Source organism: Pulveribacter suum (assembly GCF_003013695.1).
Taxonomy (GTDB): Bacteria; Pseudomonadota; Gammaproteobacteria; order Burkholderiales; family Burkholderiaceae_C; genus Melaminivora; species Melaminivora suum.
This window is the reverse complement of the sequence record NZ_CP027792.1, coordinates 1,433,380-1,458,189: the sequence shown is the minus strand read 5'-3', so window position 1 is coordinate 1,458,189 and position 24,810 is coordinate 1,433,380. Positions and strand designations below refer to the sequence as shown.

19 protein-coding genes, 2 tRNA genes and 3 rRNA genes are annotated in these 24,810 nt (G+C 63.6%); all 24 read right to left on the bottom strand.

Translation table 11 applies throughout. The features are described 5' to 3' along the window. Window positions 1–28: 28 nt before the first annotated feature. Window positions 29–1,018, bottom strand: a complete 990-nt coding sequence (locus tag C7H73_RS06715) for a sterol desaturase family protein (protein ID WP_106845944.1) — start codon at window positions 1,016–1,018, stop codon at window positions 29–31. Further along, a complete protein-coding gene (locus C7H73_RS06710; protein ID WP_106845943.1) occupies window positions 1,015–1,839 on the bottom strand; it encodes a polysaccharide deacetylase family protein in 825 nt (274 codons plus the stop codon). The genes C7H73_RS06715 and C7H73_RS06710 overlap by 4 nt, the downstream gene beginning before the upstream one ends. Beyond that, complete coding sequence (locus C7H73_RS06705; RefSeq protein WP_106845942.1) at window positions 1,826–2,776, bottom strand: YncE family protein; 951 nt, start codon at window positions 2,774–2,776, stop codon at window positions 1,826–1,828. The genes C7H73_RS06710 and C7H73_RS06705 overlap by 14 nt, the downstream gene beginning before the upstream one ends. A gap of 207 nt (window positions 2,777–2,983) precedes the next feature. Continuing rightward, entirely contained in the window at window positions 2,984–3,724 is a 741-nt protein-coding gene (locus C7H73_RS06700) for a 16S rRNA pseudouridine(516) synthase (protein WP_106845941.1), read from the bottom strand. A 93-nt stretch (window positions 3,725–3,817) separates the two neighbouring features. After that, a 5S ribosomal RNA gene (rrf, locus tag C7H73_RS06695) occupies window positions 3,818–3,930 on the bottom strand. A gap of 184 nt (window positions 3,931–4,114) precedes the next feature. Further along, window positions 4,115–6,994: ribosomal RNA gene (locus tag C7H73_RS06690) — 23S ribosomal RNA — on the bottom strand. Window positions 6,995–7,425: 431 nt separating this feature from the next. Next, a tRNA-Ala gene (locus C7H73_RS06685) sits at window positions 7,426–7,501 on the bottom strand. Between the two features lie 37 nt (window positions 7,502–7,538). Continuing rightward, window positions 7,539–7,615, bottom strand: a tRNA-Ile gene (locus tag C7H73_RS06680). A 116-nt stretch (window positions 7,616–7,731) separates the two neighbouring features. Further along, window positions 7,732–9,260 (bottom strand): 16S ribosomal RNA (locus C7H73_RS06675). The 16S, 23S and 5S rRNA genes sit together here with 2 tRNA genes alongside, the layout of an rRNA operon. Window positions 9,261–9,779: 519 nt before the next feature. Further along, window positions 9,780–10,304, bottom strand: a complete 525-nt coding sequence (locus C7H73_RS06665; RefSeq protein WP_106845940.1) for a phosphoribosyltransferase — start codon at window positions 10,302–10,304, stop codon at window positions 9,780–9,782. A 73-nt stretch (window positions 10,305–10,377) separates the two neighbouring features. Further along, on the bottom strand, window positions 10,378–11,754 hold the full coding sequence (locus tag C7H73_RS06660; protein WP_106847564.1) for an adenylosuccinate synthase: 1,377 nt from the start codon (window positions 11,752–11,754) through the stop codon (window positions 10,378–10,380). A 41-nt stretch (window positions 11,755–11,795) separates the two neighbouring features. After that, window positions 11,796–12,944, bottom strand: a complete 1,149-nt coding sequence (locus tag C7H73_RS06655) for an ATP phosphoribosyltransferase regulatory subunit (protein ID WP_106845939.1) — start codon at window positions 12,942–12,944, stop codon at window positions 11,796–11,798. Window positions 12,945–13,019: 75 nt separating this feature from the next. Then, entirely contained in the window at window positions 13,020–13,208 is a 189-nt protein-coding gene (locus C7H73_RS06650) for a DUF2065 domain-containing protein (RefSeq protein ID WP_106845938.1), read from the bottom strand. A 27-nt stretch (window positions 13,209–13,235) separates the two neighbouring features. Beyond that, window positions 13,236–14,135, bottom strand: a complete 900-nt coding sequence (gene hflC, locus C7H73_RS06645; RefSeq protein WP_106845937.1) for a protease modulator HflC — start codon at window positions 14,133–14,135, stop codon at window positions 13,236–13,238. Window positions 14,136–14,144: 9 nt separating this feature from the next. Next, window positions 14,145–15,518: an FtsH protease activity modulator HflK gene (gene hflK, locus C7H73_RS06640; RefSeq protein WP_106845936.1), complete on the bottom strand. Its 1,374-nt coding sequence runs from the start codon at window positions 15,516–15,518 to the stop codon at window positions 14,145–14,147. Between the two features lie 54 nt (window positions 15,519–15,572). Next, the gene (hflX, locus tag C7H73_RS06635) at window positions 15,573–16,754 is read right to left on the bottom strand and encodes a GTPase HflX (protein ID WP_106845935.1); all 1,182 of its coding nucleotides are present in this window, start codon (window positions 16,752–16,754) and stop codon (window positions 15,573–15,575) included. A 66-nt stretch (window positions 16,755–16,820) separates the two neighbouring features. Continuing rightward, the gene (hfq, locus tag C7H73_RS06630; protein ID WP_106847563.1) at window positions 16,821–17,081 is read right to left on the bottom strand and encodes an RNA chaperone Hfq; all 261 of its coding nucleotides are present in this window, start codon (window positions 17,079–17,081) and stop codon (window positions 16,821–16,823) included. Window positions 17,082–17,159: 78 nt separating this feature from the next. Then, entirely contained in the window at window positions 17,160–18,500 is a 1,341-nt protein-coding gene (gene der, locus C7H73_RS06625) for a ribosome biogenesis GTPase Der (protein WP_106845934.1), read from the bottom strand. Between the two features lie 25 nt (window positions 18,501–18,525). Beyond that, window positions 18,526–19,662 (bottom strand): outer membrane protein assembly factor BamB, encoded by a 1,137-nt coding sequence (gene bamB / locus C7H73_RS06620; protein WP_106847562.1) that lies wholly within the window; start codon window positions 19,660–19,662, stop codon window positions 18,526–18,528. Window positions 19,663–19,676: 14 nt separating this feature from the next. Beyond that, window positions 19,677–20,348, bottom strand: coding sequence for a YfgM family protein (locus tag C7H73_RS06615; protein WP_106845933.1), 672 nt, complete (start codon window positions 20,346–20,348; stop codon window positions 19,677–19,679). A gap of 19 nt (window positions 20,349–20,367) precedes the next feature. Next, window positions 20,368–21,657 carry a histidine--tRNA ligase gene (hisS, locus tag C7H73_RS06610; protein ID WP_106845932.1) on the bottom strand — a complete coding sequence of 430 codons (1,290 nt, stop codon included), beginning with the start codon at window positions 21,655–21,657 and terminating at the stop codon, window positions 20,368–20,370. 82 nt (window positions 21,658–21,739) lie between these two features. Then, window positions 21,740–23,011, bottom strand: a complete 1,272-nt coding sequence (gene ispG / locus C7H73_RS06605; protein ID WP_106845931.1) for a flavodoxin-dependent (E)-4-hydroxy-3-methylbut-2-enyl-diphosphate synthase — start codon at window positions 23,009–23,011, stop codon at window positions 21,740–21,742. Then, complete coding sequence (locus tag C7H73_RS06600) at window positions 23,011–23,964, bottom strand: helix-turn-helix domain-containing protein (RefSeq protein WP_106845930.1); 954 nt, start codon at window positions 23,962–23,964, stop codon at window positions 23,011–23,013. Before C7H73_RS06600 ends, ispG begins: the two co-directional genes overlap by 1 nt. Next, a complete protein-coding gene (gene pilW / locus C7H73_RS06595; protein WP_106845929.1) occupies window positions 23,957–24,790 on the bottom strand; it encodes a type IV pilus biogenesis/stability protein PilW in 834 nt (277 codons plus the stop codon). Before pilW ends, C7H73_RS06600 begins: the two co-directional genes overlap by 8 nt. Window positions 24,791–24,810: the final 20 nt, after the last annotated feature.

Below are 24,810 nucleotides of genomic sequence, written 5' to 3'. Positions count from 1 at the left end.
CATAGCGCCCGCTTCGGCCATCCCCGCGTCAGTCGGCACCGAACAGGCGCCGCAGGCCAAACCACTGCTGCTGCCACAGGCCGCGGCCATAGTCGCGCACGTGGCCATTGCGGCCCGGCTCGACCTGGTCGTGCACACCTGTGGGGTCGTAGCGTCGGGCGAAGTCCGCCGTGCCCAGCAGCATGTCCCACCAGGGCAGCAGCACGCCGAAGTTGCAGCCGCCGAAGGCGCTGCGGCGCGGCCCCTGCCTCGGCTCGCCGATGCCGATGGCGTGGTGGCGGCGGTGAAAGCGCGGGCTGATCCATAGCCGGTCGCCCAGCCGGCCAAAGCCCATGCGCAGGTTGGCGTGGTGCAGGTTTTCGCTCAGCTGCGTGAGCGCCACGATGGCCACGAACTGTCCCGGCGCCACGCCGATGGCCTGGGCCACCAGCACGATGATGGCCGAGCGCAGCAGGTCGTCCAGCAGGTGGTTGCGGCTGTCGCTCCACAGCGTCATCTGCCGCTGCGAGTGGTGCAGCGAATGCAGCCGCCACCACCAGCCGAAGCGGTGCTGGGCGCGGTGGATGCAGTAGTCCACGAAGTCAAACACCAGCAGGTACAGCAGCAGGCTGACCAGGGGCCGGTCGGTCACTCCGGGCCACAGGGCATCCAGCTGCAGGCCGTGCCAGCCGTGCACGCGCAGCGCGCCGAACAGAGCGTCCCACAGCGGCTGCACCAGGAAGAACAGCGCCACCCGGAACAGCCCCAGGCGATGGATGACGCTGTAGGCCATGTCAGTGCGCACGGCGGCGCGGTCGCGCACCGGCTCCACGGGGCGCCAGTGCTCCAGCGGCGCAATCACGGCCAGCATGACGGCCAGCTGCAGCACGCCCACCAGCAGCCAGCCGGTGGCGGCGTAGCCGTCTTCCAGCAGGTTGCCCAGGCCCAGGGTGAACATCAGCGGCTGCACGGCCGCCTCGAACAGCCATTGCTGGACGGCGTCGAAGCCGCTGGCCAACCAGGTCAGCGCATCGGTCATGGGCGGGGGCCGCGCAGCAGCGGCGCGTAGGCGGGGTGCTCGGCCAGCGTGCGAAAGCACAGGCCGCGGGCTTTCAGGCCTTCAATCAGCGGCTCGAGCACCGCCGGAGCCCAGGGCTCCTTGCGCGACCAGATGCCCAGGTGGGCCAGCAGGATGTCGCCATCACGGATGTCGCGCAGGCTGCGCGCCAGCAGGGCCTGGTTGGGGTGGCTGTCGCTGGGCAGTTCATCGCCCAGGAAGCCGGCGCTGGACCAGCCGACATGGGTGTAGCCGCAGCTGTTGGCGGCGGCCAGCAGCGCGGGCGAGGTCTTGCCGCCGGGCGCGCGGTATAGCGGCAGGGGCTGACGGCCGGTGATGGTCTGCAGGCGCTGCGCGGCCGCGCCGATCTCCTGGCAATAAGCGGCCGGCGTGAGAGTGAAGCTATGCCCAGCGCGTGGCCCGGCGGAGGGCTTGACGCGAAACGCTGTCTTGCCCTGCTGGCGAACGTCGGCCTGCCAGTAGGTGTGGTGCAGGGTGTGCGAGGCGAACTCATGCCCCTCGGCCGCGCGGGCCCGCCACCAGGGCGCCCAGTGCTCGTCCAGGCTGCTGCCCCCGTCCTGCGTGCGCTCATCGGCGGCAAAGAAGGTGACCCGCACCTGCTGGCGCGCCAGCACCTGTGCCACCAGAGGGGCGATGCCCATGTGGCCGGTGTCAAAGGTGAGGTAGACCGCACCTTTGCAGTCATTTTGGGCTCTAGCACCCGTGGATAAAGCGCCAGCAGCTATCAATAAAATAGCACTACTGGCACACAGCAGCTGCCGTCGTGCTTCAGCGCGGCGCATGCCTGAGCGTCCACACGCCGTGGGGCGATTTGCCCACCCGTACTTCCTGCGCCACCTTGCGCTGCTGGGTGTCGATGACCAGCAGCTTGCGCGCCCAGCGGGCACTCACGTACAGATAGCGGCCGTCGGCGGATACGTCCATGCAGTCGGGCCCGCCGGGTGCCGGATAGCTGTCCACCACCTGCAGGGACTGCATGTCAATCTTGCTGATGGTGTTGGCCACGCGGTTGCTGACGAACAGGTGGCGGCCGTCGCCTGCCGCCCGGAAGGCGTGTGCGCCCTTGCCGGTCTTGATGCGCTGGACGCTGCGCGGCTGCGGGCCGGTGATGTCGAACACTTCCACGCTGTCGCTGCCGGTCAGGCCGACGAAGAGCAGCTTGCCGTCCGGGCTGCCATAGACGTCGGCGGGCATGGCGCCAGTGGGCGAGCGCCAGCGAATGGTCTGGGTGGCAATATCAATGGCCACCAGCTCGTCGCTGTCCTGCATGGAGGAATAGACGGTGCGGCTGGCGGCATCGATCCACAGATGGCTGGGCGTGCGGCTGGTGGGCACGCGCTTGACCAAAGTCAGGTCGCTGCCGTCCCAGCGGTAGAAGTCCACGTGATTCAGGCGGTTGGCAGCCGTCACCAGCCACTTCATGTCCGGCGAAAAGCGCAGGTGATAGGGATCGACGACGCCGTTGACCGTGCGCTGCACCTGTCCGGTGCGCGGGTCCACGAAGGTCAGGCTGTCGCTCAGGGCGTTGGCGACGATGAGGGATTTCTCGTCGGGCGTCAGGTACAGGTGGTGAGGCTCTTTACCCGTGGCAATGCGCCCGCGCTCGGTCCAGGTGGCTGGGTCGATCACGCTCACGTCTGCCTGCAGCGAATTGAGCACGAAGATGGGCGGCTCGGCTGCCGGCTGGGCCGCACTTGTCCCCGCCATCAAGACGCCCATTGCCAGAGTTGCCAGCCATCGTCGGTTGCTTTTCACGCTCTTCCTGTTCATTGCCGAAGCCGCAGGTGGCTGGTTGCGAGAGCCGCCCTGTACAGCCAAGTTCTCTACCGCAACCTTGCCGCCAGCCTGTCCCATGGAGAGGCCGGCAGGAGCGTGTGTCAACGCGCTCATCAACGCGTGGGTTGACGCGCATTTACACCTTCGCGCCTAGCCCTGCAGCAGACCCAGTTCATCGGCGCCAAGCCAGCGCCATTGGCCAGGCTCCAGGTCAGCAGGCAATTCCAGCGCGCCGATGCGCGAGCGATGCAAGCCTTCCACGCGGTTGCCTACGGCAGCCAGCATGCGTTTGACCTGGTGGTACTTGCCTTCCGTGAGTGTCAAATCCAGCCGGCACTCACCGATCTGTGCGCAGTCCGCAGCCCTGACGGGCCTGGGGTCATCATCAAGCACCACACCGTCGAGCAAGCGCTGCACCTGTTGCGCGGTGACGGGGTGTTTGGTGGTGACCTGATAGATCTTGGGCATGCGCTTCTTCGGAGAGCTCATGCGATGGATGAACTGGCCATCGTCGCTGAGCAAAAGCAAGCCGGTGGTGTCCTGATCGAGGCGCCCAATCGCCTGCACTCCCGCAACCGCGCTTTTGCTGGGCCGCTGGCGCAAAGGCGCAGGCAAAAGGGTATAGATACTGGGATGGGCAGAAGGCTTTTGTGAACATTCAAAGCCAGCAGGCTTATTGAGCACGAGATATGCCTTAGCGTGATAGGGCCAGCCCACGCCCTGAATATTCATCATCAAGTCTTGGGTGTCGAATTTCTGAGTGGCATCAGTGCAAACGACATCAACATGTGAGCCACGCTCTCGCACCCTCACCCTTCCCTGCTGCACCAATCCGGCGCAGATGCGTCGTGTGCCGAACCCTTGAGAATACAGAATATCTTGCAGCAGCATGACTGGGATCCTTTGCTTTTTTGTTTTCCTCGTCCCCAAAGCCAAAACCCCCCTTGCGCTATTTGAGCGAAGGGGGGAGAGGCTTGATGAGTAGCCTGACGATGACCTACTTTCACACGGGAATCCGCACTATCATTGGCGCGAAGTCGTTTCACGGTCCTGTTCGGGATGGGAAGGGGTGGTACCGACTTGCTATGGTCGTCAGGCTTTAACGGGTCAGGGGGCGGCTTCTTTTGGGTAGGTGGAAGCTGCGCCCTGGTGATTCATAGAGTCGAAGGCGGTTCAGCGTTGGGGGCTAGTTTGATTGCGCCGGCATGGATAACGTTGTGATCCTTGGGTTTATGCGTGTCATGCTGCGCTGTGCGTTGTGCACAGGGCGATCAAAGTTATAGGGTCAAGCCTCACGGGCAATTAGTACTGGTTAGCTACATGCATTGCTGCACTTCCACACCCAGCCTATCAACGTCGTGGTCTACAACGACCCTTCAGGGGGCTCAAGGCCCCGGCAGATCTCATCTTGAAACGAGTTTCCCGCTTAGATGCTTTCAGCGGTTATCTCTTCCACACTTAGCTACTCGGCGATGCCACTGGCGTGACAACCGATACACCAGAGGTGTGTCCACTCCGGTCCTCTCGTACTAGGAGCAGGCTTCCTCAAATCTGCAGCGCCCACGGAAGATAGGGACCAAACTGTCTCACGACGTTTTAAACCCAGCTCACGTACCTCTTTAAATGGCGAACAGCCATACCCTTGGGACCGACTACAGCCCCAGGATGAGATGAGCCGACATCGAGGTGCCAAACACCGCCGTCGATATGAACTCTTGGGCGGTATCAGCCTGTTATCCCCAGAGTACCTTTTATCCGTTGAGCGATGGCCCTTCCATACAGAACCACCGGATCACTATGTCCTGCTTTCGCATCTGCTCGACTTGTCAGTCTCGCAGTTAAGCACGCTTATGCCATTGCACTATCGTCACGATGTCCGACCGTAACTAGCGTACCTTCGAACTCCTCCGTTACGCTTTGGGAGGAGACCGCCCCAGTCAAACTGCCTACCATGCACTGTCCCCGATCCAGATAATGGACCTGGGTTAGAACCTCAAACGCACCAGGGTGGTATTTCAAGGATGGCTCCATGCGATCTGGCGACCGCACTTCAAAGCCTCCCACCTATCCTACACAGATTCGTTCAAAGTCCAATACAAAGCTACAGTAAAGGTTCATGGGGTCTTTCCGTCTTTCCGCGGGTAGATTGCATCATCACAAACATTTCAACTTCGCTGAGTCTCAGGAGGAGACAGCGTGGCCATCGTTACGCCATTCGTGCAGGTCGGAACTTACCCGACAAGGAATTTCGCTACCTTAGGACCGTTATAGTTACGGCCGCCGTTTACTGGGACTTCGATCAAGAGCTTGCACCCCATCACTTAATCTTCCAGCACCGGGCAGGCGTCACACCCTATACGTCCACTTTCGTGTTTGCAGAGTGCTGTGTTTTTATTAAACAGTCGCAGCCACCGATTTATTGCAACCGCTTTGGGCTTGCCTTGTACAGGTTCACCTACTTGCGGCATACCTTCTCCCGAAGTTACGGTATCAATTTGCCGAGTTCCTTCTCCTGAGTTCTCTCAAGCGCCTTAGAATACTCATCTCGCGCACCAGTGTCGGTTTGCGGTACGGTCGTCAATAGCTGAAGCTTAGTGGCTTTTCCTGGAAGCAGGGTATTACTCACTTCGTGTGCAAGCACACTCGTTATCACCCCTCATCTAAGCCCGGCGGATTTGCCTACCGGGCACGACTACAGGCTTGAACCAACATATCCAACAGTTGGCTGAGCTAACCTTCTCCGTCCCCACATCGCACTATTGATCGGTACAGGAATATTGACCTGTTTCCCATCAGCTACGCATCTCTGCCTCGCCTTAGGGGCCGACTCACCCTACGCCGATGAACGTTGCGTAGGAAACCTTGCGCTTACGGCGAGCGGGCTTTTCACCCGCTTTAACGCTACTCATGTCAGCATTCGCACTTGTGATACCTCCAGCAGCCTTCACAAGCTGCCTTCACAGGCTTACACAACGCTCTCCTACCACGCACAGTAAACTGTGCATCCGCAGCTTCGGTAACTGGCTTGAGCCCCGTTACATCTTCCGCGCAGGACGACTCGATCAGTGAGCTATTACGCTTTCTTTAAATGATGGCTGCTTCTAAGCCAACATCCTGACTGTCTTAGCCTTCCCACTTCGTTTCCCACTTAGCCAATTTTAGGGACCTTAGCTGGCGGTCTGGGTTGTTTCCCTCTTGAGTCCGGACGTTAGCACCCGGTGCTCTGTCTCCCAAGCTGTACTCTGCAGTATTCGGAGTTTGCCTTGGTTTGGTAAGTCGCCATGACCCCCTAGCCAAAACAGTGCTCTACCCCCGCAGGTAATACTTGAGGCACTACCTAAATAGTTTTCGGAGAGAACCAGCTATTTCCAAGTTTGTTTAGCCTTTCACCCCTATCCACAGCTCATCCGCTAATTTTGCAACATTAGTCGGTTCGGACCTCCAGTACCTGTTACGGCACCTTCATCCTGGCCATGGATAGATCACTTGGTTTCGGGTCTACACCCAGCGACTAAATTTCGCCCTATTCGGACTCGATTTCTCTGCGCCTCCCCTATTCGGTTAAGCTTGCCACTGAATGTAAGTCGCTGACCCATTATACAAAAGGTACGCAGTCACCCTTGCGGGCTCCTACTTTTTGTAAGCATGCGGTTTCAGGATCTATTTCACTCCCCTCCCGGGGTTCTTTTCGCCTTTCCCTCACGGTACTGGTTCACTATCGGTCGATGATGAGTATTTAGCCTTGGAGGATGGTCCCCCCATATTCAGACAGGGTTTCTCGTGCCCCGCCCTACTTGTCTCTAGCCTAGTACCACCGATCGGTTTTCGCATACGGGGCTATCACCCACTATGGCCGGCCTTTCCATGCCGCTTTGCTAACCGTTCGACTATCACTAGAAGGCTGTTGCAATTTCGCTCGCCACTACTTTCGCAATCTCGGTTGATGTCTTTTCCTCGAGCTACTTAGATGTTTCAGTTCACTCGGTTCGCCTCGCCGACCTATGTATTCAGTCGGCGATACCCTTGCGGGTGGGTTTCCCCATTCAGAAATCTCCGGATCAATGCTTATTTGCCAGCTCCCCGAAGCTTATCGCAGGCTATCACGTCTTTCGTCGCCTATCATCGCCAAGGCATCCACCACATGCTCTTAGTCACTTGACCCTATAACTTTGACCCCTTGCCTTGCAGCAAAGGAACCATTCGTCACAGCAGCCAAGGACCACTTGCGAGGTCTCGCACCTCGCGCGTTATTCATGCCGTAATTCCAAATGTGCTTTTTTTCAGGGCATCGCTGCCCTGGAGAACATTCGTCATTACTGAACAATTCCATTGAATCGTTCGTTTTGACGCAATCAAACTAGTTGCTGGTGGCACGGTGCACTCCCGCAGGAGCGCTTTCCACCAGCAACGCTGATTTCGACTCTATGAATTTTTAAAGAACAGCCGATTGATGCGAGCAATCTCGCCTCAACAACGAAGCGCTCTGGCGTGGTGCCAAACCGCTTGGGTGTTGCCCCTGATGCGTGCAAGCTCAGGAAAGGTAGATAAGGAATGCAGTGCTCAAAGAGTAAGCACTTGAGGGGTCCAGTGGTTGGTGGAGGATGACGGGATCGAACCGACGACCCCCTGCTTGCAAAGCAGGTGCTCTCCCAGCTGAGCTAATCCCCCTTCCGTCCTCGCCTTCGATCGTCGTGCAGAAAGATGATGGTGGGTCTAGTTGGGCTCGAACCAACGACCCCCGCCTTATCAAGACGGTGCTCTAACCAGCTGAGCTACAGACCCGATTGCCTGCCTATAGCTTTCAGGCGCTTGCCTTGCTGCTGCAGCCAGTCGGCCAACTGTCTTCCTTACAACCGATAAGTGTGGGCGTTCAACGCGTTGAGTGCTGGTGTTTCCAGAAAGGAGGTGATCCAGCCGCACCTTCCGATACGGCTACCTTGTTACGACTTCACCCCAGTCACGAACCCCGCCGTGGTAAGCGCCCTCCTTGCGGTTAGGCTACCTACTTCTGGCGAGACCCGCTCCCATGGTGTGACGGGCGGTGTGTACAAGACCCGGGAACGTATTCACCGCGACATTCTGATCCGCGATTACTAGCGATTCCGACTTCACGCAGTCGAGTTGCAGACTGCGATCCGGACTACGACTGGCTTTGTGGGATTGGCTCCCCCTCGCGGGTTGGCAACCCTCTGTACCAGCCATTGTATGACGTGTGTAGCCCCACCTATAAGGGCCATGAGGACTTGACGTCATCCCCACCTTCCTCCGGTTTGTCACCGGCAGTCCCATTAGAGTGCCCTTTCGTAGCAACTAATGGCAAGGGTTGCGCTCGTTGCGGGACTTAACCCAACATCTCACGACACGAGCTGACGACAGCCATGCAGCACCTGTGTATCGGCTCCCTTTCGGGCACTCCTCTATCTCTAAAGGATTCCGACCATGTCAAAGGTGGGTAAGGTTCTTCGCGTAGCATCGAATTAAACCACATCATCCACCGCTTGTGCGGGTCCCCGTCAATTCCTTTGAGTTTCAACCTTGCGGCCGTACTCCCCAGGCGGTCAACTTCACGCGTTAGCTTCGTTACTGAAGAAATAAATCCCCAACAACCAGTTGACATCGTTTAGGGCGTGGACTACCAGGGTATCTAATCCTGTTTGCTCCCCACGCTTTCGTGCATGAGCGTCAGTGCAGGCCCAGGGGATTGCCTTCGCCATCGGTGTTCCTCCGCATATCTACGCATTTCACTGCTACACGCGGAATTCCATCCCCCTCTGCCGCACTCCAGCTATGCAGTCACAATGGCAGTTCCCAGGTTGAGCCCGGGGATTTCACCACTGTCTTGCATAACCGCCTGCGCACGCTTTACGCCCAGTAATTCCGATTAACGCTTGCACCCTACGTATTACCGCGGCTGCTGGCACGTAGTTAGCCGGTGCTTATTCTTACGGTACCGTCATGGGCCTTCTGTATTAGAAAAGACCTTTTCGTTCCGTACAAAAGCAGTTTACAACCCGAAGGCCTTCATCCTGCACGCGGCATGGCTGGATCAGGGTTTCCCCCATTGTCCAAAATTCCCCACTGCTGCCTCCCGTAGGAGTCTGGGCCGTGTCTCAGTCCCAGTGTGGCTGATCATCCTCTCAGACCAGCTACAGATCGTCGGCTTGGTAAGCTTTTATCCCACCAACTACCTAATCTGCCATCGGCCGCTCCGTCCGCGCGAGGTCCAAAGATCCCCCGCTTTCATCCGTAGATCGTATGCGGTATTAGCAAAGCTTTCGCTCCGTTATCCCCCACGATCGGGCACGTTCCGATGTATTACTCACCCGTTCGCCACTCGTCAGCATCCGAAGACCTGTTACCGTTCGACTTGCATGTGTAAGGCATGCCGCCAGCGTTCAATCTGAGCCAGGATCAAACTCTACAGTTCGATCTTGAATTGTTTGGAGCCCCGAAGAGCTCCACACTCATAAAAACGGAATTGAAGTGAACTTCACTTCTCTATTTCCATGAGCGTTTGATTTGATTCCGAAGAACCATGGCACTCGCCTCATCAAACGCCCACGCTTATCGGCTGTATATTGTTAAAGCACCTGGAAAAATAAGCCGCAGCACCGAAGCACCACATCCTCTTTTTCCGAACCTCGCTGCGATCAGCGAAGCCTTGAACTATAACAGGTTTCAAAGTAACCTGTCAAACTTGAGGGCCTTTCGACCGCCGCTTCCGACTTCCTGCAGTACCTTCCAGCACCGCCGCTCCGTCAGAAGCGAAGCCTTGAACTATACATCAGAAATCTGGGCAGTTGCAAGACCGGGAGAAGATTTTTTGAGGACCTTCTCCGGCTGCTGCAGCATAAAGCCCATTGGACATCTTCGCTGCAGCAGGCCCGCAAGTATAACGCGATTTTTTGCCCGAAAATTCCTTGCGTCGCGTTTTTACCTTTTGAGCTTACAGCTTCCACTTCTCCAGCAGCTTGTCGGGCGACAAGTTGTCATAGCCTTCGAACGGCTGATGGATCCAGGGGTTGGACGGAAGGAACTCCACCGAATAGTCAGGCGTGAACGTGGAGAAACCCTTGGTCCAGATCACCGCGCTGCGCAGCTCGGTAATGGGCGCGTAGTTCGTCCTGAGCATGGTAATCACCGCGTTCAAGGTGTGGCCCGAATCGGCCAGGTCGTCCACCAGCAGCACGCGCCCGGCGATTTCTCCCTTGGGCGTAGTAATGAAGCGTGCAATGTCCAGATGCCCCTGCACCGTTCCTGCCTCAGCCCGATAGGAACTGGTGGACATGATGGCCAGCGGCTTGTCAAAGATGCGACTGAGAATGTCGCCAGGCCGCAGGCCGCCGCGAGCCAAACACAGGATGGTGTCGAACTGCCAACCGGACTGATGCACCTTGAGTGCCAGTTTTTCGATGAGGTTGTGGTACTCGTCGTAGCTCACATACAGGTGCTTGCCGTCTTCGGTCAGCATCGTTCACTCCTTTTTTAATAGCTGTCAGCGCTTTAGGGGCAAGCGCTAACGGCCAATTGGGCTGGAAATTCGCTTATTGCTGCGTGTACGGCTGATGGATCACGATGGTGTGATCGCGGTCGGGGCTGGTGGAGATCATGGCGATCGGCACGCCCGTCACCTGCTCGATCCGCTCCAGATAGCTGCGTGCGTTCGTGGGCAGGTCTTCATAGCGCGTCATGCCCACGGTGGAATCGCTCCAGCCAGGCATCTTCTCGTAGATAGGCGTGCAGCGCGCGATTTCCTCGGCGCCCATGGGCAGCAGATCAACATGCTCGCCGTCGAGCTGGTAGCCCACGCACAGCTGCAGCTCCGACAGGCCGTCGAGTACATCCAGCTTGGTGATGCACAACCCCGACAGGCCGTTGACCTGCGCACTGCGCTTGAGCAAGGCGGCATCGAACCAGCCGCAGCGGCGACTGCGGCCGGTGGTCACGCCGCGCTCGGCTCCCACGGTGCTCATGTGATAGCCCGGCGTGCCGGGCTTTTCCCAGTCCAGCTCCGTCGGGAAGGGGCCGCCTCCCACGCGGGTGCAATACGCTTTGGTGATGCCCAGCACATAGTGCAGCAGGCTGGGCCCGACGCCCGCGCCCGCACAGGCGTTGCCTGCGACGCAGTTGCTGGAGGTGACATAAGGGTAGGTGCCGTGGTCCACATCCAGCAGTGTGCCCTGGGCGCCTTCGAACAGCAGGTTGGCGCCGGCGGCGTGCGCCTCGTTGAGTTCGCGCGAGACGTCGGCCATCATGGGGCGCAGCATGTCGGCATGGCGCATGGCTTCTTCGAACACCGGTTCGAACTGCACCTCGCCGTCCCGGACGTAGGGCTTGAGCATCTCACCGAACTGGAAGCTGGCGGACCCCAGGAAAGTGGTCAACACATGGTTGTGCAGCGCCAGCAGCTCGCGCAGCTTGGCTGCAAAGCGTTCAGGGTGCTTCAGGTCCTGCACGCGCAGAGCCCGGCGCGCGATCTTGTCTTCATAGGCAGGGCCAATGCCGCGACCGGTGGTGCCGATCTTTTCGGCGCCGCCGTGCTCGCGGGCGGCCTCGCGGGCCACATCCAGCGCAGCGTGGAAAGGCAGGATGAGCGGGCAGGCCTCGCTCACGCGCAGGCGCGAACGGACTTCGACACCCGCCTTTTCCAGGCCTTCGATCTCTTCAAACAGTTTGGCCGCCGACAGCACCACGCCGTTGCCGATGTAGCACTTGACGCCTGCACGCATGATGCCGCTGGGAATCAGATGTAAGGCCGTCTTGACCCCATTGATGACCAGCGTGTGCCCGGCGTTGTGGCCACCCTGGAAGCGCACCACGCCTTGCGCGCTTTCGGTCAGCCAGTCCACCAGCTTGCCCTTGCCTTCGTCGCCCCACTGGGTGCCGACCACGACGACGTTGCGCCCTTTGCTCATCTTTATGTCCAACCTAAGTCAAAAAAAGGAAGAAGGAAGAAAACCGCTCACAGGGGATGCACGACCCACTGCCCGTCTTCGCAAACCAGCTCCCGGTCACAGCAGAACTCGTCAATCTCGCTGCTGCTCTCCGAAAGCATGCACACCACGGTTTCGCCCTGCCGGCGCAGCGCGGCGATGGCAGCGATGGCCTCAGCGCCGTCACCCCATGGCGCGCGGATGGCGGCTTTCAGCGGACGGGGCGCCACCACGCCCACCAGTTGCTTGATGTCCAGGCTAAAGCCTGCCGCCGGCCGGTTACGCCCGAACGCTGCGCCTACCTCGTCGTAGCGGCCACCGCGCACCAGCGCGTCGCTGGCGCCGGGCACATACATCGCAAAGCGCGTGCCACTGTAGTAGGCGTAGCCACGCAGGTCAGCCAGGTCAAAGGTGACGCGCGCGCCTTTGATGCGAGAGGCAACGGATTTCAAATCTGATAGCGCCTTGCGCAGCTCTGGTGCGGGTTTGAGCACCTTTTCGGCCTCATCCAGCACCTGGGCATCGCCATACAGCTGCAGCAGTGCCAGCAGCCCTTCGCGCGCTGCGGCCGGAAAGCCACGGGTCAGGTGCGCCAGCTCGCTGCCGTCCTTGGCAGCCAGAGCGGCATGCACCCGGCTGAGCGTGGCCAGATCCACCGGAACGCCAGCCAGCAGGCTGCGCACGATGCGCACGTCGGCCAGATCCACGCTGACCTCCGGCACCTGGGCCACACGCAGGCATTCGAGCGCCAGCACTACGGATTCGATGTCGGCCTCGGTGCCGGCATGGCCGTAGATCTCGGCACCGAACTGCAGCGGCTCGCGGGTGGCCCGGGGGCGGTCAGGGCGGGCATGCAACACCGGGCCGCAGTAACAAAGCCGGGTGACGCCGCGCCTGTTGAGCAGGTGGGCGTCGATGCGCGCCACCTGCTGTGTGGTGTCGGCGCGCAGGCCGATGGAGCGACCTGACAGCTGATCGACCAATTTGAAAGTCTGCAGGTCCAGCGCCTCGCCGGCTCCGCTCAACAGCGAATCGAGGTGCTCCAGCAACGGCGGCATCACCAGCTCGTAGCCATAGCTGCGGGCCGTGTCCAGCAAGCCGCGGCGCAGCTCTTCGATGTGCCGGGCCTCGGAAGGCAGGACATCGGCAATGTGATCCGGCAGGACCCAGGCAGACATGGAAAAAGGGGGAGCTGTTAAAAGGGAGATTCTACTGGCTGGGGCAGAACCAGCCTCTTACAGGTCCCGGCCGTATCAGGCAAGCAGCAATACGAGCCCACCCGCGAGGATGCTCAGCAGCGCGCAAAAACGGATCTGCCCGTCGCGCAGCCGCAGCAACTGGCTGAAAGTGCGCCGCCACCCGGCCGGCGAGACGAAGGGCAATACCCCTTCGATCACCAGCACGAGGCCGATGGCGCCCCAGGTGGCGCTGCCCCAATCCATTAGGCGTCCGCGTCGCCGGCGTGCCGCTCAGGGAGCCTGGCGTGCCCCGACGCTGCCGCCGCGGAAGGCCTTGAAGAACTCGGTGGACGATGGGTCCAGCACCACCACGTCGCTCTTGCGGTTGAAGCTGGACTTGTAGGCCTCCAGGCTGCGGTAGAACTGCGCGAACTGCGGGTCGCGGCCAAACGCCTCGCCGTAAGTGCTCGCGGCCTCTGCGTCGCCCTCGCCCTTAATCTTCTGCGCGTCGCGGTAGGCATTGGCGATGGTGATCTCGCGCTGGCGGTCGGCATCAGCGCGGATCTTCTCGCCCTCGGCCGCGCCGGTGGAGCGCAGCTCGTTGGCCACACGCTTGCGCTCGGCCTCCATGCGGCGGTACACCGACTCGGTGATGGCCTCCACGTAGTCCACGCGGGTGATGCGCACGTCCACCACATCCACACCCCAGGGTTTGGCGCCGCGTACCGTCTCCAGCACTTCGCGCTTGACGTCCGACATCAGCGCGTCGCGCTTGGTGGAGATCAGCTCGCGCACGGTGCGCCGGTTGACTTCCTCCTGGAAGGCGTTGCGTACCACGCGGTTGAGCTGCAGGGCGCCCGCGTTCTCGTCCAGACCGACGTTGCGGATGTATTCCGACGGGTCGCTGATGCGCCAGCGCACGTACCAGTCGATGACCACGCGCTGCTTTTCGGCGGTGAGCATCGATTCGGTCTCCGAGCTGTCCAGCGTGAGCAGACGCTTGTCGATGTAGCGCACGTTCTGGAACGGCGGTGGCAGCTTGAAGTTCAGGCCCGGCTCGGTGATCACATCCTTGATCTGACCCAGGGCATAGACCACGCCAAACTGGCGCTGGTCGACCACGAAGACCATGGAGCTCAGCAGGGCAAGCGCAACCAGGACGCTGGTTGCGATGAATCCGATTCTGTTCACACGGCTCTCCTATCGGGACTCGCGTTCACGCGAGCGGGCATCGCGGGCGCGTGCATCGTTGTTCAGCGGGGGCGTGCCGGCACCGGGCGCCGATGAACCCGGGGCCGCGGGGGCGGCATCCAGGCCCGAGCCGGCCGGCTGGGGCGTCTGGGCAACGCCCTGCATGATCTTGTCCAGCGGCAGGTACAGCAGATTGGATCCCTGGCGCGACTCCACCAGCACCTTGGTCACGCTGCTGTAGACCTGCTGCATGCTTTCCAGGTACAGGCGGTCACGCGTCACCTGCGGCGCCTTCTGGTATTCGGTCAGCACCGAGGAAAAGCGCTGGGCATCGCCCTGCGCCTGAGCCACGATGCGGGCCTTGTAGGCCGCGGCTTCCTCGCCCAGGCGCGAGGCAGTACCCACCGCCCGCGGGATCACGTCATTGGCATAGGCCTGGGCCTCGTTCTTGGCACGCTCGCGTTCCTGGCCAGCCTTGAGCACGTCGTCGAAGGCAGCCTGAACCTGCTCGGGCGGACGCACGCCGCCCTGCTGCAAATTGATGCCCACGACTTCGACGCCGACCTTGTAGCGGTCCAGGATGGACTGCATCAGGTTGCGCACCCGCGGTGCGATCTGGTCGCGCTCCTCCGCCAAGGCGCTATCCATGCGCATCTTGCCAACCACCTCGCGCACTGCAGTCTCGGCAGCCTGCACCACCGCATCGCCCGGATTGCGGCTCTCGAACAACCAGGCGCGCGCGTCGTTCAGGCGGTACTGCACGGCGAACTTGATCTCGACGATGTTCTCGTCCTCGGTCAGCATGGCGGATTCGCGCAAACCGGTGCTCTTGATGATGCTGTCGCGACCTACGTCCACCGAGCGGATCTGCGTCACGAACACCAATTCATGGCGCTGGATGGGGTACGGCAGGCGCCAGTTGAAGCCGGCATTGACAGTGCTTTTGTACTTGCCGAACTGGGTGATGACGGCCTGCTGGCCCTCCTGCACGATGAAAAAGCCCGTGCCCAGCCAGATCAGCACGGCAACGCCTGCGATCAGGCCCAGCCCAACGCCGGCATTCTTCATGTCCGGCTGAAAGCTGCCGCCGCCGCCTGCAGGCGGCTGCCCGCGGCCACCGCCGCCGCCACGACCGCCAAACAGGCCGCCCAGCTTGCGGTTCAGGTCACGCCACAGCTCGTCCAGGTCCGGCGGCTGCCCGCCGGCGGGGCCACCGGTCGGCCCGCGGTTGCCGCGGGGCGGCTCGACGGGACGTTCGGGCTCGGGGCGCTGACCATCGCCGCCCTCCTCGCCCCGGCCCCAGCGTGGATCGTTGAGGTTGAACACCCCCCGGATGCGCGCCGGCAGCAGGGCCTGGCGCCAGGAGCGGCTAGGAAGGTTCATGCGCAGATTCTCTTATTCTGTGAAGACACGACAACAGTCGAGCATTGTGCCCAATCACTCTTCGGCCGCCGGCAATTCAGCTGCGGCGTCAGGGGACATGGGCGCGCCGGGGCGCTCCAGCGCCATGGCGGTCAGCTGCGCGCGCAGAGCCGCCATGCCGGCACCTTCGCGTGCGCTCACATAGATGCGCGGTATCTGTCGCCCATCGATTTCATAGCTGTCCAGCAGCGCCTCAGGCTGAGCGTCGGGGGGCACGGCATCGACCTTGTTAAACACCAGCAGCTGCGTGATGTCGGCCGCGCCAATCTCCTGCAGCACCAGCTGGACCTGGGCGATCTGCTCAGGGAAGCCAGGGTTGGACGCGTCCACCACATGCAGCAACAGATCGGCGTCCACAGCCTCCTGCAGCGTGGCCTGGAAGGCATCGACCAGTCCGTGCGGCAGGTCTCGGATGAAGCCCACCGTATCCGACAGCGATACCGATCCGACATCCTCGCCCAGGTAGAGCTGGCGCGTCGTGGTGTCCAGCGTGGCGAACAACTGGTCGGCCGCATAGGCACGCGCCTTGACCAGCGCGTTGAACAGCGTGGATTTGCCGGCGTTGGTGTAGCCGACGATGGAGATGTTGAACGTCTCGCGCCGCTCACGCTGGCGCCGCTGCGTGTTGCGCTGGCGCTTGACCTTGACCAGGCGCTCGCGCGTACGCTTGATGGCGTCGTCGATCATGCGGCGGTCCAGCTCGATCTGCCGCTCGCCCGGCCCGCCGCGCGTGCCGATACCGCCGCGCTGGCGCTCTAAGTGCGACCAGCGGCGCACCAGGCGCGTGGACAGGTATTGCAGCCGGGCCAGCTCCACCTGCAGCTTGCCTTCGTGGCTGCGCGCACGCTGAGCAAAGATCTCCAGGATGAGCAGCGTCCGATCGTTGACCGGGAGGCCGATATGGCGCTCCAGGTTGCGCTGCTGTGCAGGGCTGAGCGCCTGATCGAACAGCACTTCCTGGGCTCCGTGCATTTCCGCCAGAGTGCGAATCTCGTCCGCCTTGCCACTGCCCACGAACAGAGCCGCGTCAGGCACCTTGCGCTTGCAGGTCAGGCGGGCAACAGGCGCAAGCCCTGCAGTCTGCGCCAACAGGCCAAGCTCTTCGAGTTCGCTATCGAAGTGGGGCAGGCCAAAATCCACGCCGACCAACAGGACCGGCGCGGCAGGGCCATCAAAAGTTTGATGAGGTAAGGTCAAAGTTGCGGGCGGCAGGAAAGCGAGACGCCGGCCAGCCGGCGCAGCTTCGCGCCGCCAGAAAAGAGGTTAACGGTTCTCGCCGCTGTCGGGCTCGGCAGGCTCGGCCGTGGTGGAGAAGTTCACGGCGCGTCCGGGCACGATGGTGGAGATGGCGTGCTTGTAAACCATCTGGGTCACCGTATTGCGCAGCAGCACGACGTATTGATCGAAGGATTCGATCTGCCCTTGCAGCTTGATGCCGTTGACCAGGTAGATGGAAACAGGCACGTGCTCGCGGCGCAGGGCGTTGAGGAAGGGATCTTGCAGAAGTTGGCCTTTATTGCTCACGATATTCTCCGTGTTCAAGGATGTTGTTGTGATACGGCACCTTAACACAGCCTTGCAGCCCCGCAGGCCCCCAGGGCATCACCCTGTGCCCTTGTCCGCATAAGGGTTGGCCGACGTCTTCATCTCGATGCGCAGCGGTGTTCCGACCAGGTCGAACTCCTTGCGAAAGCGCCCCTCCAGGAAGCGTTTGTAAGCGTCCGTCACATGCTCCAGCGAGTTGCCGTGGACAACGATGATGGGCGGGTTCATGCCCCCCTGGTGGGCGTAGCGCAGCTTGGGGCGGAAGCTCCCCGCGCGCTTCGGGCTCTGAAATTGGACCGCCTCCAGCAGCACGCGCGTGAGCAGGGGCGTGGGCATCTTGCAGTTGGCCGCCTTGTAGGCCTGCACCAGCGCAGTCCACAGCGGCGCCAGGCCCTGGCGCTTTTGCGCCGAGATGTAGTGCATCGAAGCAAATTTCAGGAAGGACAGTCGCGTCTCGATGGAGCGCTCGAGCTCCTGGCGCTGGTAGCTGTCCACCGCGTCCCATTTGTTGATGGCGACGACCACGGCCCGGCCGCTCTCCAGGATGTAGCCGGCGATGTGCGCGTCCTGGTCTGTCACACCCTGGGTGGCGTCCAGCAGCAGCAGCACCACGTGCGCCGACTCGATCGCCTGCAACGTCTTGACCACCGAGAACTTCTCGATGGCCTCGAACACCCTGCCCTTGCGACGCAGGCCTGCCGTGTCGATCAGCTCGAACTTGCGGCCGCCCCGCTCCAGCGGCACGGTGATGGCATCGCGCGTGGTGCCCGGCAGGTCGAACGCCACCAGACGCTCCTCGCCCAGCCAGGCATTGATCAGCGTGGATTTGCCGACATTGGGCCGACCGGCCACTGCCAGACGGATGACTTCCTGGCCCGGCTCGGCTGCGTCGTCTTCTTCGAGGACAGGAAGCGGCTGCAGCGCATGTTCCACCAGTCCACGCACGCCCTGGCCGTGAGCGGCCGAGACGGGAAAGACTTCGCCCAGGCCCAACTCGTAGAACTCGGCCAGCTGGGCGCTGCCCTGCATGCCTTCGGCCTTGTTGCCAGCCAGCACACAGGGCTTGCCCAGGCGGCGCAGGTAGTTGGCGATCTCGTGGTCCTGCGCAGACAGACCGGCGCGCGCATCCACCACGAAGAGAACCACATCGGCCTCGGCCACGGCCTGCTGCGTCTGGCGCGCCATTTCGCGGTAGATGCCGCTGCCCGCGTCAGGCTCGAAGCCGCCGGTGTCGATGACGATGTATTCCAGCTTGCCCTGGCGACCATGGCCGTAGTGGCGGTCGCGCGTGAGGCCGGCGAAATCCGCCACGATCGCGTCGCGCGTCTTCGTCAAGCGGTTGAACAGGGTGGACTTGCCCACATTGGGCCGCCCCACCAGGGCGATGACGGGTTTCATCCCTTCCCTTCAATCCAGTGCTTCGTCACTCGGGACGAAAGCCGTAAACGCCGCCCTTGCGGGTGACCACCACCAGGGTGTAGGCCGCCGCCACCGGCGCCGCCGCGATGGGCGAGCCGTCGGTGGCCAGGCGGTTCAGAGGCGAGGCGTCCTCGCGCGACAGCAGATGCACCAGCCCCGCCTCATCGCCCACGACCACCGAGCGGCCCAGCAGCAGCGGTGCCGTCAGCTTGCGCCACTGCAGGCGGTTGGATGACCAGGCGCGCGAGCCGTCGGCGCGGCTCCAGGCCAGCACCGTGCCATTGCCTTCGGTGCCAAACAGCATCTGCTCGTCGCCATCAATGCCTTCGCCGCCGCTGGCGGCCTGCGTCCAGGCAACACTGCCCCGGGCAGTGTCGATGCAGCCCACGCTGGCCTGATAGGCGCGGGCACAGAGGCTGCCGCCCACGCGGCTGGTGCGCCCGACGATCTCCACCAGGCGCTCCACGTCGTTGGTGCCGCGCGGGCTGGCCAGGGGCGCCTCCCAGCGCACGCTGCCGTTGTCCGGGTTGAAGCCCACCAGGCGACCCGACAGGCCCGCCACCAGGGTGTCGTCCACCGCCATCAGCACGCCTCCCTGGCGCAGGATGAGCGGTTCGCCGGGACGCTGCTGGCGCCACAGCAGGCGCCCGCTGGCGGCGTCGAACGCAGAGACCGAGCGGTCCGCCCCCAGCACGAAGATGCGCTCGCCTGCCACCAAGGGCGCCGTATAGGCCGGGGCCGGCAGGTGCTTGCGCCAGATCTCGCGGCCGCCTTCCAGCGCGATGATCTCGCTGGTCCGCGAGCCGACGGCCGCCCAGCGGCCGTCGCTGCCCACGCCCGACGCGAGGGGAATGCCCAGACGCGTGCGCCATACGTCCCCGCCGGTGCGCGCGTCAATGGCGGCCACCTCCCCTGAAGCGGAGGCCAGCACGACCGTGTGGCCAACTACGCGCACGTCAAGGGCCAGGCCCTGCGTATCGCCGATTTGCGCCGTCCATGCCTGGCGCACGCCCAGCACGGGGACGTTGGGGCCCAGCTCCGCGGGCTTGGGCCGGGCCGGCCCGCTCCAGGGCATCATGTTGCTCAGGGACGAGCACCCCGCCAGCACCAGCGCGCAGGCGAGCACCGCGGCCGGGCGCATGATCAGCGCGGCCCTCACTGCGCAGCCCCCGCGGCGGCCACGACCTGGGGCTGCACACCCAGGGCGTTCAGCTTGGCCTCGACCAGGCGGCGATAGTCCACGCGCTCATCCATGGCCTGCCAGGCGCGGCGGTATTCCTCCACGGCCTGCGGCTTCTTGTCCTGCAGCTGCAGCACATCGCCCTTGCGGTCGGCAGCCAGGGCACTGAATTCAGGGGTCATGCCGCGCGACAGTTGCGCCAACGCCTCGTCATAGGCCTTTTGTTCGACCAGCACTGCGGCCAGGCGCAGGCGGGCCACGGCGCGCAGGCCATCGTCGCCGGCCTTGTCGGCCACCCAGGTCAGGACGCCCTTGGCGCCGTCGAGATTGCCGGCTTCGGCCATCACCCTGGCCGCCAGCAAGCCCGCCTGGGCCGCCTGCACGGTGCCGCCGTAGCTGGATTGAAGGTCGCCAACGGCCTGCTCCACGCGCGCCATGTCGCCGCTGCGCGAGGCCGACTCCACCGCCTCGGCCAGGGCCGTGGCCTGCTGGGCCTGGCGGCTTTGCCACAGGCGCCAACCGTTCCAGGCGGCAAAGCCGCCCATCACGACGATGAGCGCCCAGGTGATGAGGTTGCCCCAGGTTTTCCAGAAATGCTTGAGTTCTTCAAGCTGTTCCTGCTCTTGCAGGTCGAAATTGTTGGCCATGTGCGTACCGTTTTTTTGTTCAGCGCGAAGATTGTAGGGTGGCGGCCCAGTCTGCCAGCGAGTCCAACGGGCGCTCGGCCTGTTCGCCTGCTTCGCGCAGGGGCTTGACGGTGACGGCGCCGCGCGCCCACTCATCCGCGCCGAAGACCAGCGCAAAGCGTGCGCCGCTGGCGTCGGCCTTCTTGAACTGCGACTTCATGCTGCCCATGCCCTCGCCGGCCGCCGTGGGGGCGTGCATCTGCACCATCACGCCCAGGGCGCGCAGCTGCTGCAGATGGGCCATGACGCGCGGCAGCTGCGCAGGGTCAGGCACCACTGCGTAGGCATCGGCCGCCGCCTCGGGCGCGGCCACGCCCTGCTCCTTGAGCAGCTCCAGCACGCGCTCCACGCCGATGGCCCAACCCACGGCCGGGGCTGGCTTGCCGCCAATCTGCTCGATGAGGTAGTCATAGCGCCCGCCGCCGCAAATGGTGCCCTGCGAGCCCAGGCGGTCGGTGATGAACTCGAACACCGTCAGGTTGTAGTAGTCCATGCCGCGCACCAGGCGCGGGTTGATGCGCCAGGCCACGCCGTTGGCCTCCAGGATGGCCTTGACGCCCTCGAAGTGGGCCAACGAGGCCTCGCCCAGGAAGTCCATGAGCCTGGGCGCGCCTTCGACCATCGCCTGCATGGCGGGGTTTTTCGTGTCCAGGATGCGCAGCGGATTGCTGTACAGGCGCCGGCGCGCGTCCTCGTCCAGCTGGTCCTGGTGCTGCTCCAGGTACTGGATCAGCGCCGCGCGGTGCGCACGGCGCTCCTCGGGCTGGCCCAGGCTGTTGAGCTCCAGGCGCACGTCCTGCAGACCCAGCTCCTGCCACAGCGCGTGCGCCAGCAAGATGAGCTCGGCATCGGCGTGCGCACCGGGAAAGCCCAGCGCCTCGGCGCCGATCTGGTGGAACTGGCGGTAGCGCCCGCGCTGGGGCCGCTCGTGGCGAAACATCGGACCCATGTAGTACAGCCGCTTGCCGCCGTCGTACAGCATGGAGTGCTCGACCACCGCGCGCACCACGCCGGCCGTGGCCTCGGGGCGCAGGGTGAGCTGCTCGCCGTTCAGGCGATCCTCGAAGGAGTACATCTCCTTTTCGACGATATCGGTCACCTCGCCCAGGCCGCGCACGAACAGCGGCGTGGGCTCCACGATCGGGGTGCGCATGTTGCGGTAGGCGTAGCGCGCCATGAGCGCGCGCACCTTGTCCTCGAGCCACTCCCAGCGCGCCGACTCGGGCGGCAGGATGTCGTTCATGCCTTTGATGGCGACCAGCTTCTGCATCGTGTTCGTTGTTCTTTGGTTTTGGATGAAATCGGGCTCCAGCGCTTGCTGGAAAATCGTTGGCAGCTATGAATTTAATAGCTCAGGCAGCGGCGCTGCCAAAGCGGCGCGTGACGTAGTCGTCCACGATGACCTGGAACTCCTGGGCGATGCGCTCGCCGCGCAGCGTCATGGCCTTCTGGCCGTCGATGAACACCGGCGCGGCCGGCGCCTCGCCGGTGCCGGGCAGGCTGATGCCAATGTCGGCGTGCTTGCTCTCACCCGGGCCGTTGACGATGCAGCCCATCACCGCCACCTTCATCGTCTCGACGCCGGGGTAGCGCGCGCGCCACACGGGCATCTGCGCGCGCAGGTAGTCGTCGATCTGCTTGGCCAGCTCCTGGAACGTGGTGCTGGTGGTGCGCCCGCAGCCCGGGCAGGCGGTGACGCTGGGCACGAACGCGCGCAGGCCCAGGGCCTGCAGGATCTCGGCGGCAACCACCACCTCCTGCGTGCGCGCTTCGCCCGGCTGGGGAGTCAGCGACACGCGGATGGTGTCGCCGATGCCCTCCTGCAGCAAGATGGCCAGCGCCGCGCTGGAAGCCACCGTGCCCTTCGTGCCCATGCCAGCCTCCGTCAGCCCCAGGTGCAGCGCATAGTCGCAGCGGCGGGCCAGCGCCCGGTACACGGCGACGAGGTCCTGCACGCCACTGACCTTGCACGACAGGATGATCTGCTCGCCCGCCAGGCCCATGCTCTCGGCCAGGCGGGCCGAGTCGATGGCCGATGTGATCAGTGCCTCGTACATGACCTGGCGCGCGTCCCAGGGCTGGGCGCGGCGGCTGTTGGCGTCCATCAGGCTGGCCAGCAGCTCCTGGTCCAGGCTGCCCCAGTTCACGCCGATGCGCACGGCCTTGTCCCAGCGCACGGCCGCTTCGATCATCTGGCCGAACTGGCGGTCGCGCTTGTCGCCCTTGCCCACGTTGCCGGGGTTGATGCGGTACTTGGACAGCGCCTGCGCGCAATCCGGAAACTCCGTCAGCAGCCGGTGGCCGTTGTAGTGGAAGTCGCCCACCAGCGGCACGTCCACGCCCATGCGGTCAAGCTGCTCGCGCACATAGGGCACGGCCTGCGCCGCCTCGGGCGTGTTGACGGTGATGCGCACCATCTCCGAGCCGGCCAGCGCCAGCTCCTTGACCTGGATGGCCGTGGCCACGGCGTCCACCGTGTCGGTGTTGGTCATGGACTGGATGCGCACGGGCGCGTCCCCGCCCACCGTCACCACGCGGCTGCCCCAGGTGACGCGCGCCTGGCGCGTGCGCCGCGGCAGCGGACCTGCCAGGGCGATGGGCTGCGCTGTATCGGCCAGATTCATCATTTCACCTCGAAACGCGCAACGTTCTCGCGCGCAATGGCCGCCAGGTCCAGGGGCGTGCCGCGCACCAGCACTGAGGTGGAATCGGCCTTGCCGATCACCACGGACCAGGGCGGCGAGCCTGGGACAACGACACTCTCGCCCGCACCCAGCAGCTTTTGCAGCGCCGTCGCACCGTTGCTGGCGCGTACCTGCACCCACGATGGCGCAGTGGCGCGGATGACCAGCACGCCTTCGGTGCTGCCTGCGGTGGCGGCGCTCGCGGCAGCGGCCTGCGCTGGCACGGGCGTGCCGGCCGAGGGCTGTGTGGGCAGGGGAGTGGCCACCAGCGCCGGCGCCGCCGTCGGCGCACTGGCTGCGGCCGGCACTGCGAAGGGCGCAGCCTGACTCGTCTCAGGCTCGGGCGGCTGACCCTCTGGCTGCACAGCTTGTTTGGGCGGCGCCTCGGACGCAGGTTGCGGCGCATCCGCCTGGCGGCCCAGCAGCGCCATGACGCTGGCCGGGCTCTCGCCCTTGGGCCACAGCGCGATGGCCAGCGCAGCTGCCAGCAGCAGCACCACGGCCACGCCCAGCACGCGCGAACGCGGGGGCTCTGCCGGCGACGCGAAGCTGCCACGGTGTACGTTGTCGCGAAAGCTGGCGTTGATGCCTTTGTCCACGCGCAGCGGCACAGGCGCGGCGCCGGGCAGCAGCGCCAGCACTTCGCCCGGGTCGGTCTTGAGGGCGCGACAGGCGCTGGAGGCCAGGGCCCGTACATAGACCGCGTCGGCAAACATCTCGTAGTGATCGGCCTCCAGGGCCTGCAGCTTGGCTACCGGCACCTTGAGCATCATGGCCAGCGCTGCGACGTGCATGCCCGCGGCCTCGCGCCGCTGCGCCAGCAGCCGGCCGGCAGTCAGCGAAGGCTGCGCAGGGCCAGATTCTTCGCCCGCAGCGGCAGTGGCCTCACTCATCGAAGGCTCCCCGGTCCAGCGAGCGGGTTTCCTTTGCATCAGGGAAGCGCTTGCGCAGCTGCTCGCTCAACTGGCGCATGGCGGCCAGGTCACGCAGCTGGCGCTCGATTTTCACGCCCAGCCACAGCGATTCGGCGTTGGCGAATTCGCCGTTGTTTACGCGGCGTATGTAGAACTGCGCGCGCGCCATCTCGCCGCGGGCGAGCATCAGCGACGCCAGGTGGTAGCCCACCACCGGGTTGCCGGCGTCGATCTCATAGGCGCGCAGCAACGTCTGCTCGGCCTGCTCGGGGCGGCCGGCGCGCTGGTAGCACATGCCTTGCGACATCAGCGTCTTGCTGCGCCCCGCATAGGCAGGAACGGCCAGCGCGCGCTCGAAGAGCTGGTCGGCCTGCGCGTACTGCTGGCGCTGGCACTGCAGCCAGCCCAGGTTGTGCAAGATGTCGGGGTCGGACGGCTTCATGCCCAGGGCGCGTTTGAGGCTGTCCTCGGCCTGCGCCAGATCGCCCATTGCCATGAAGACCAGCCCGCGCAGGTGATACGCGTCGGCATAGGCAGGGTCAGCAGCCAGGGCCTGGCGTACCTCGTCCAGTGCCACCTGCGCCTGCCCGCGCTGCAGGTAGCTGGTGGCCAGCTCCAGGCGAATGCGCGCGCGCCGGCGGGCCTCGGTCTCGCCATGGACGCTGGTGCTCTCGCTGGCGCCTGCATCCCCATCGCCCGCCGGGCTGGCGCAGCCCGCCAGCATGGCCGCCAGGCCCAGCAGGCAGGCCGCAGCCCCAAGGGGCCAGCGCTGCGCGGCGGCGCTGGCGTTGTTGCGTATGTTCATGACCGATCTCCCCTCGTTGT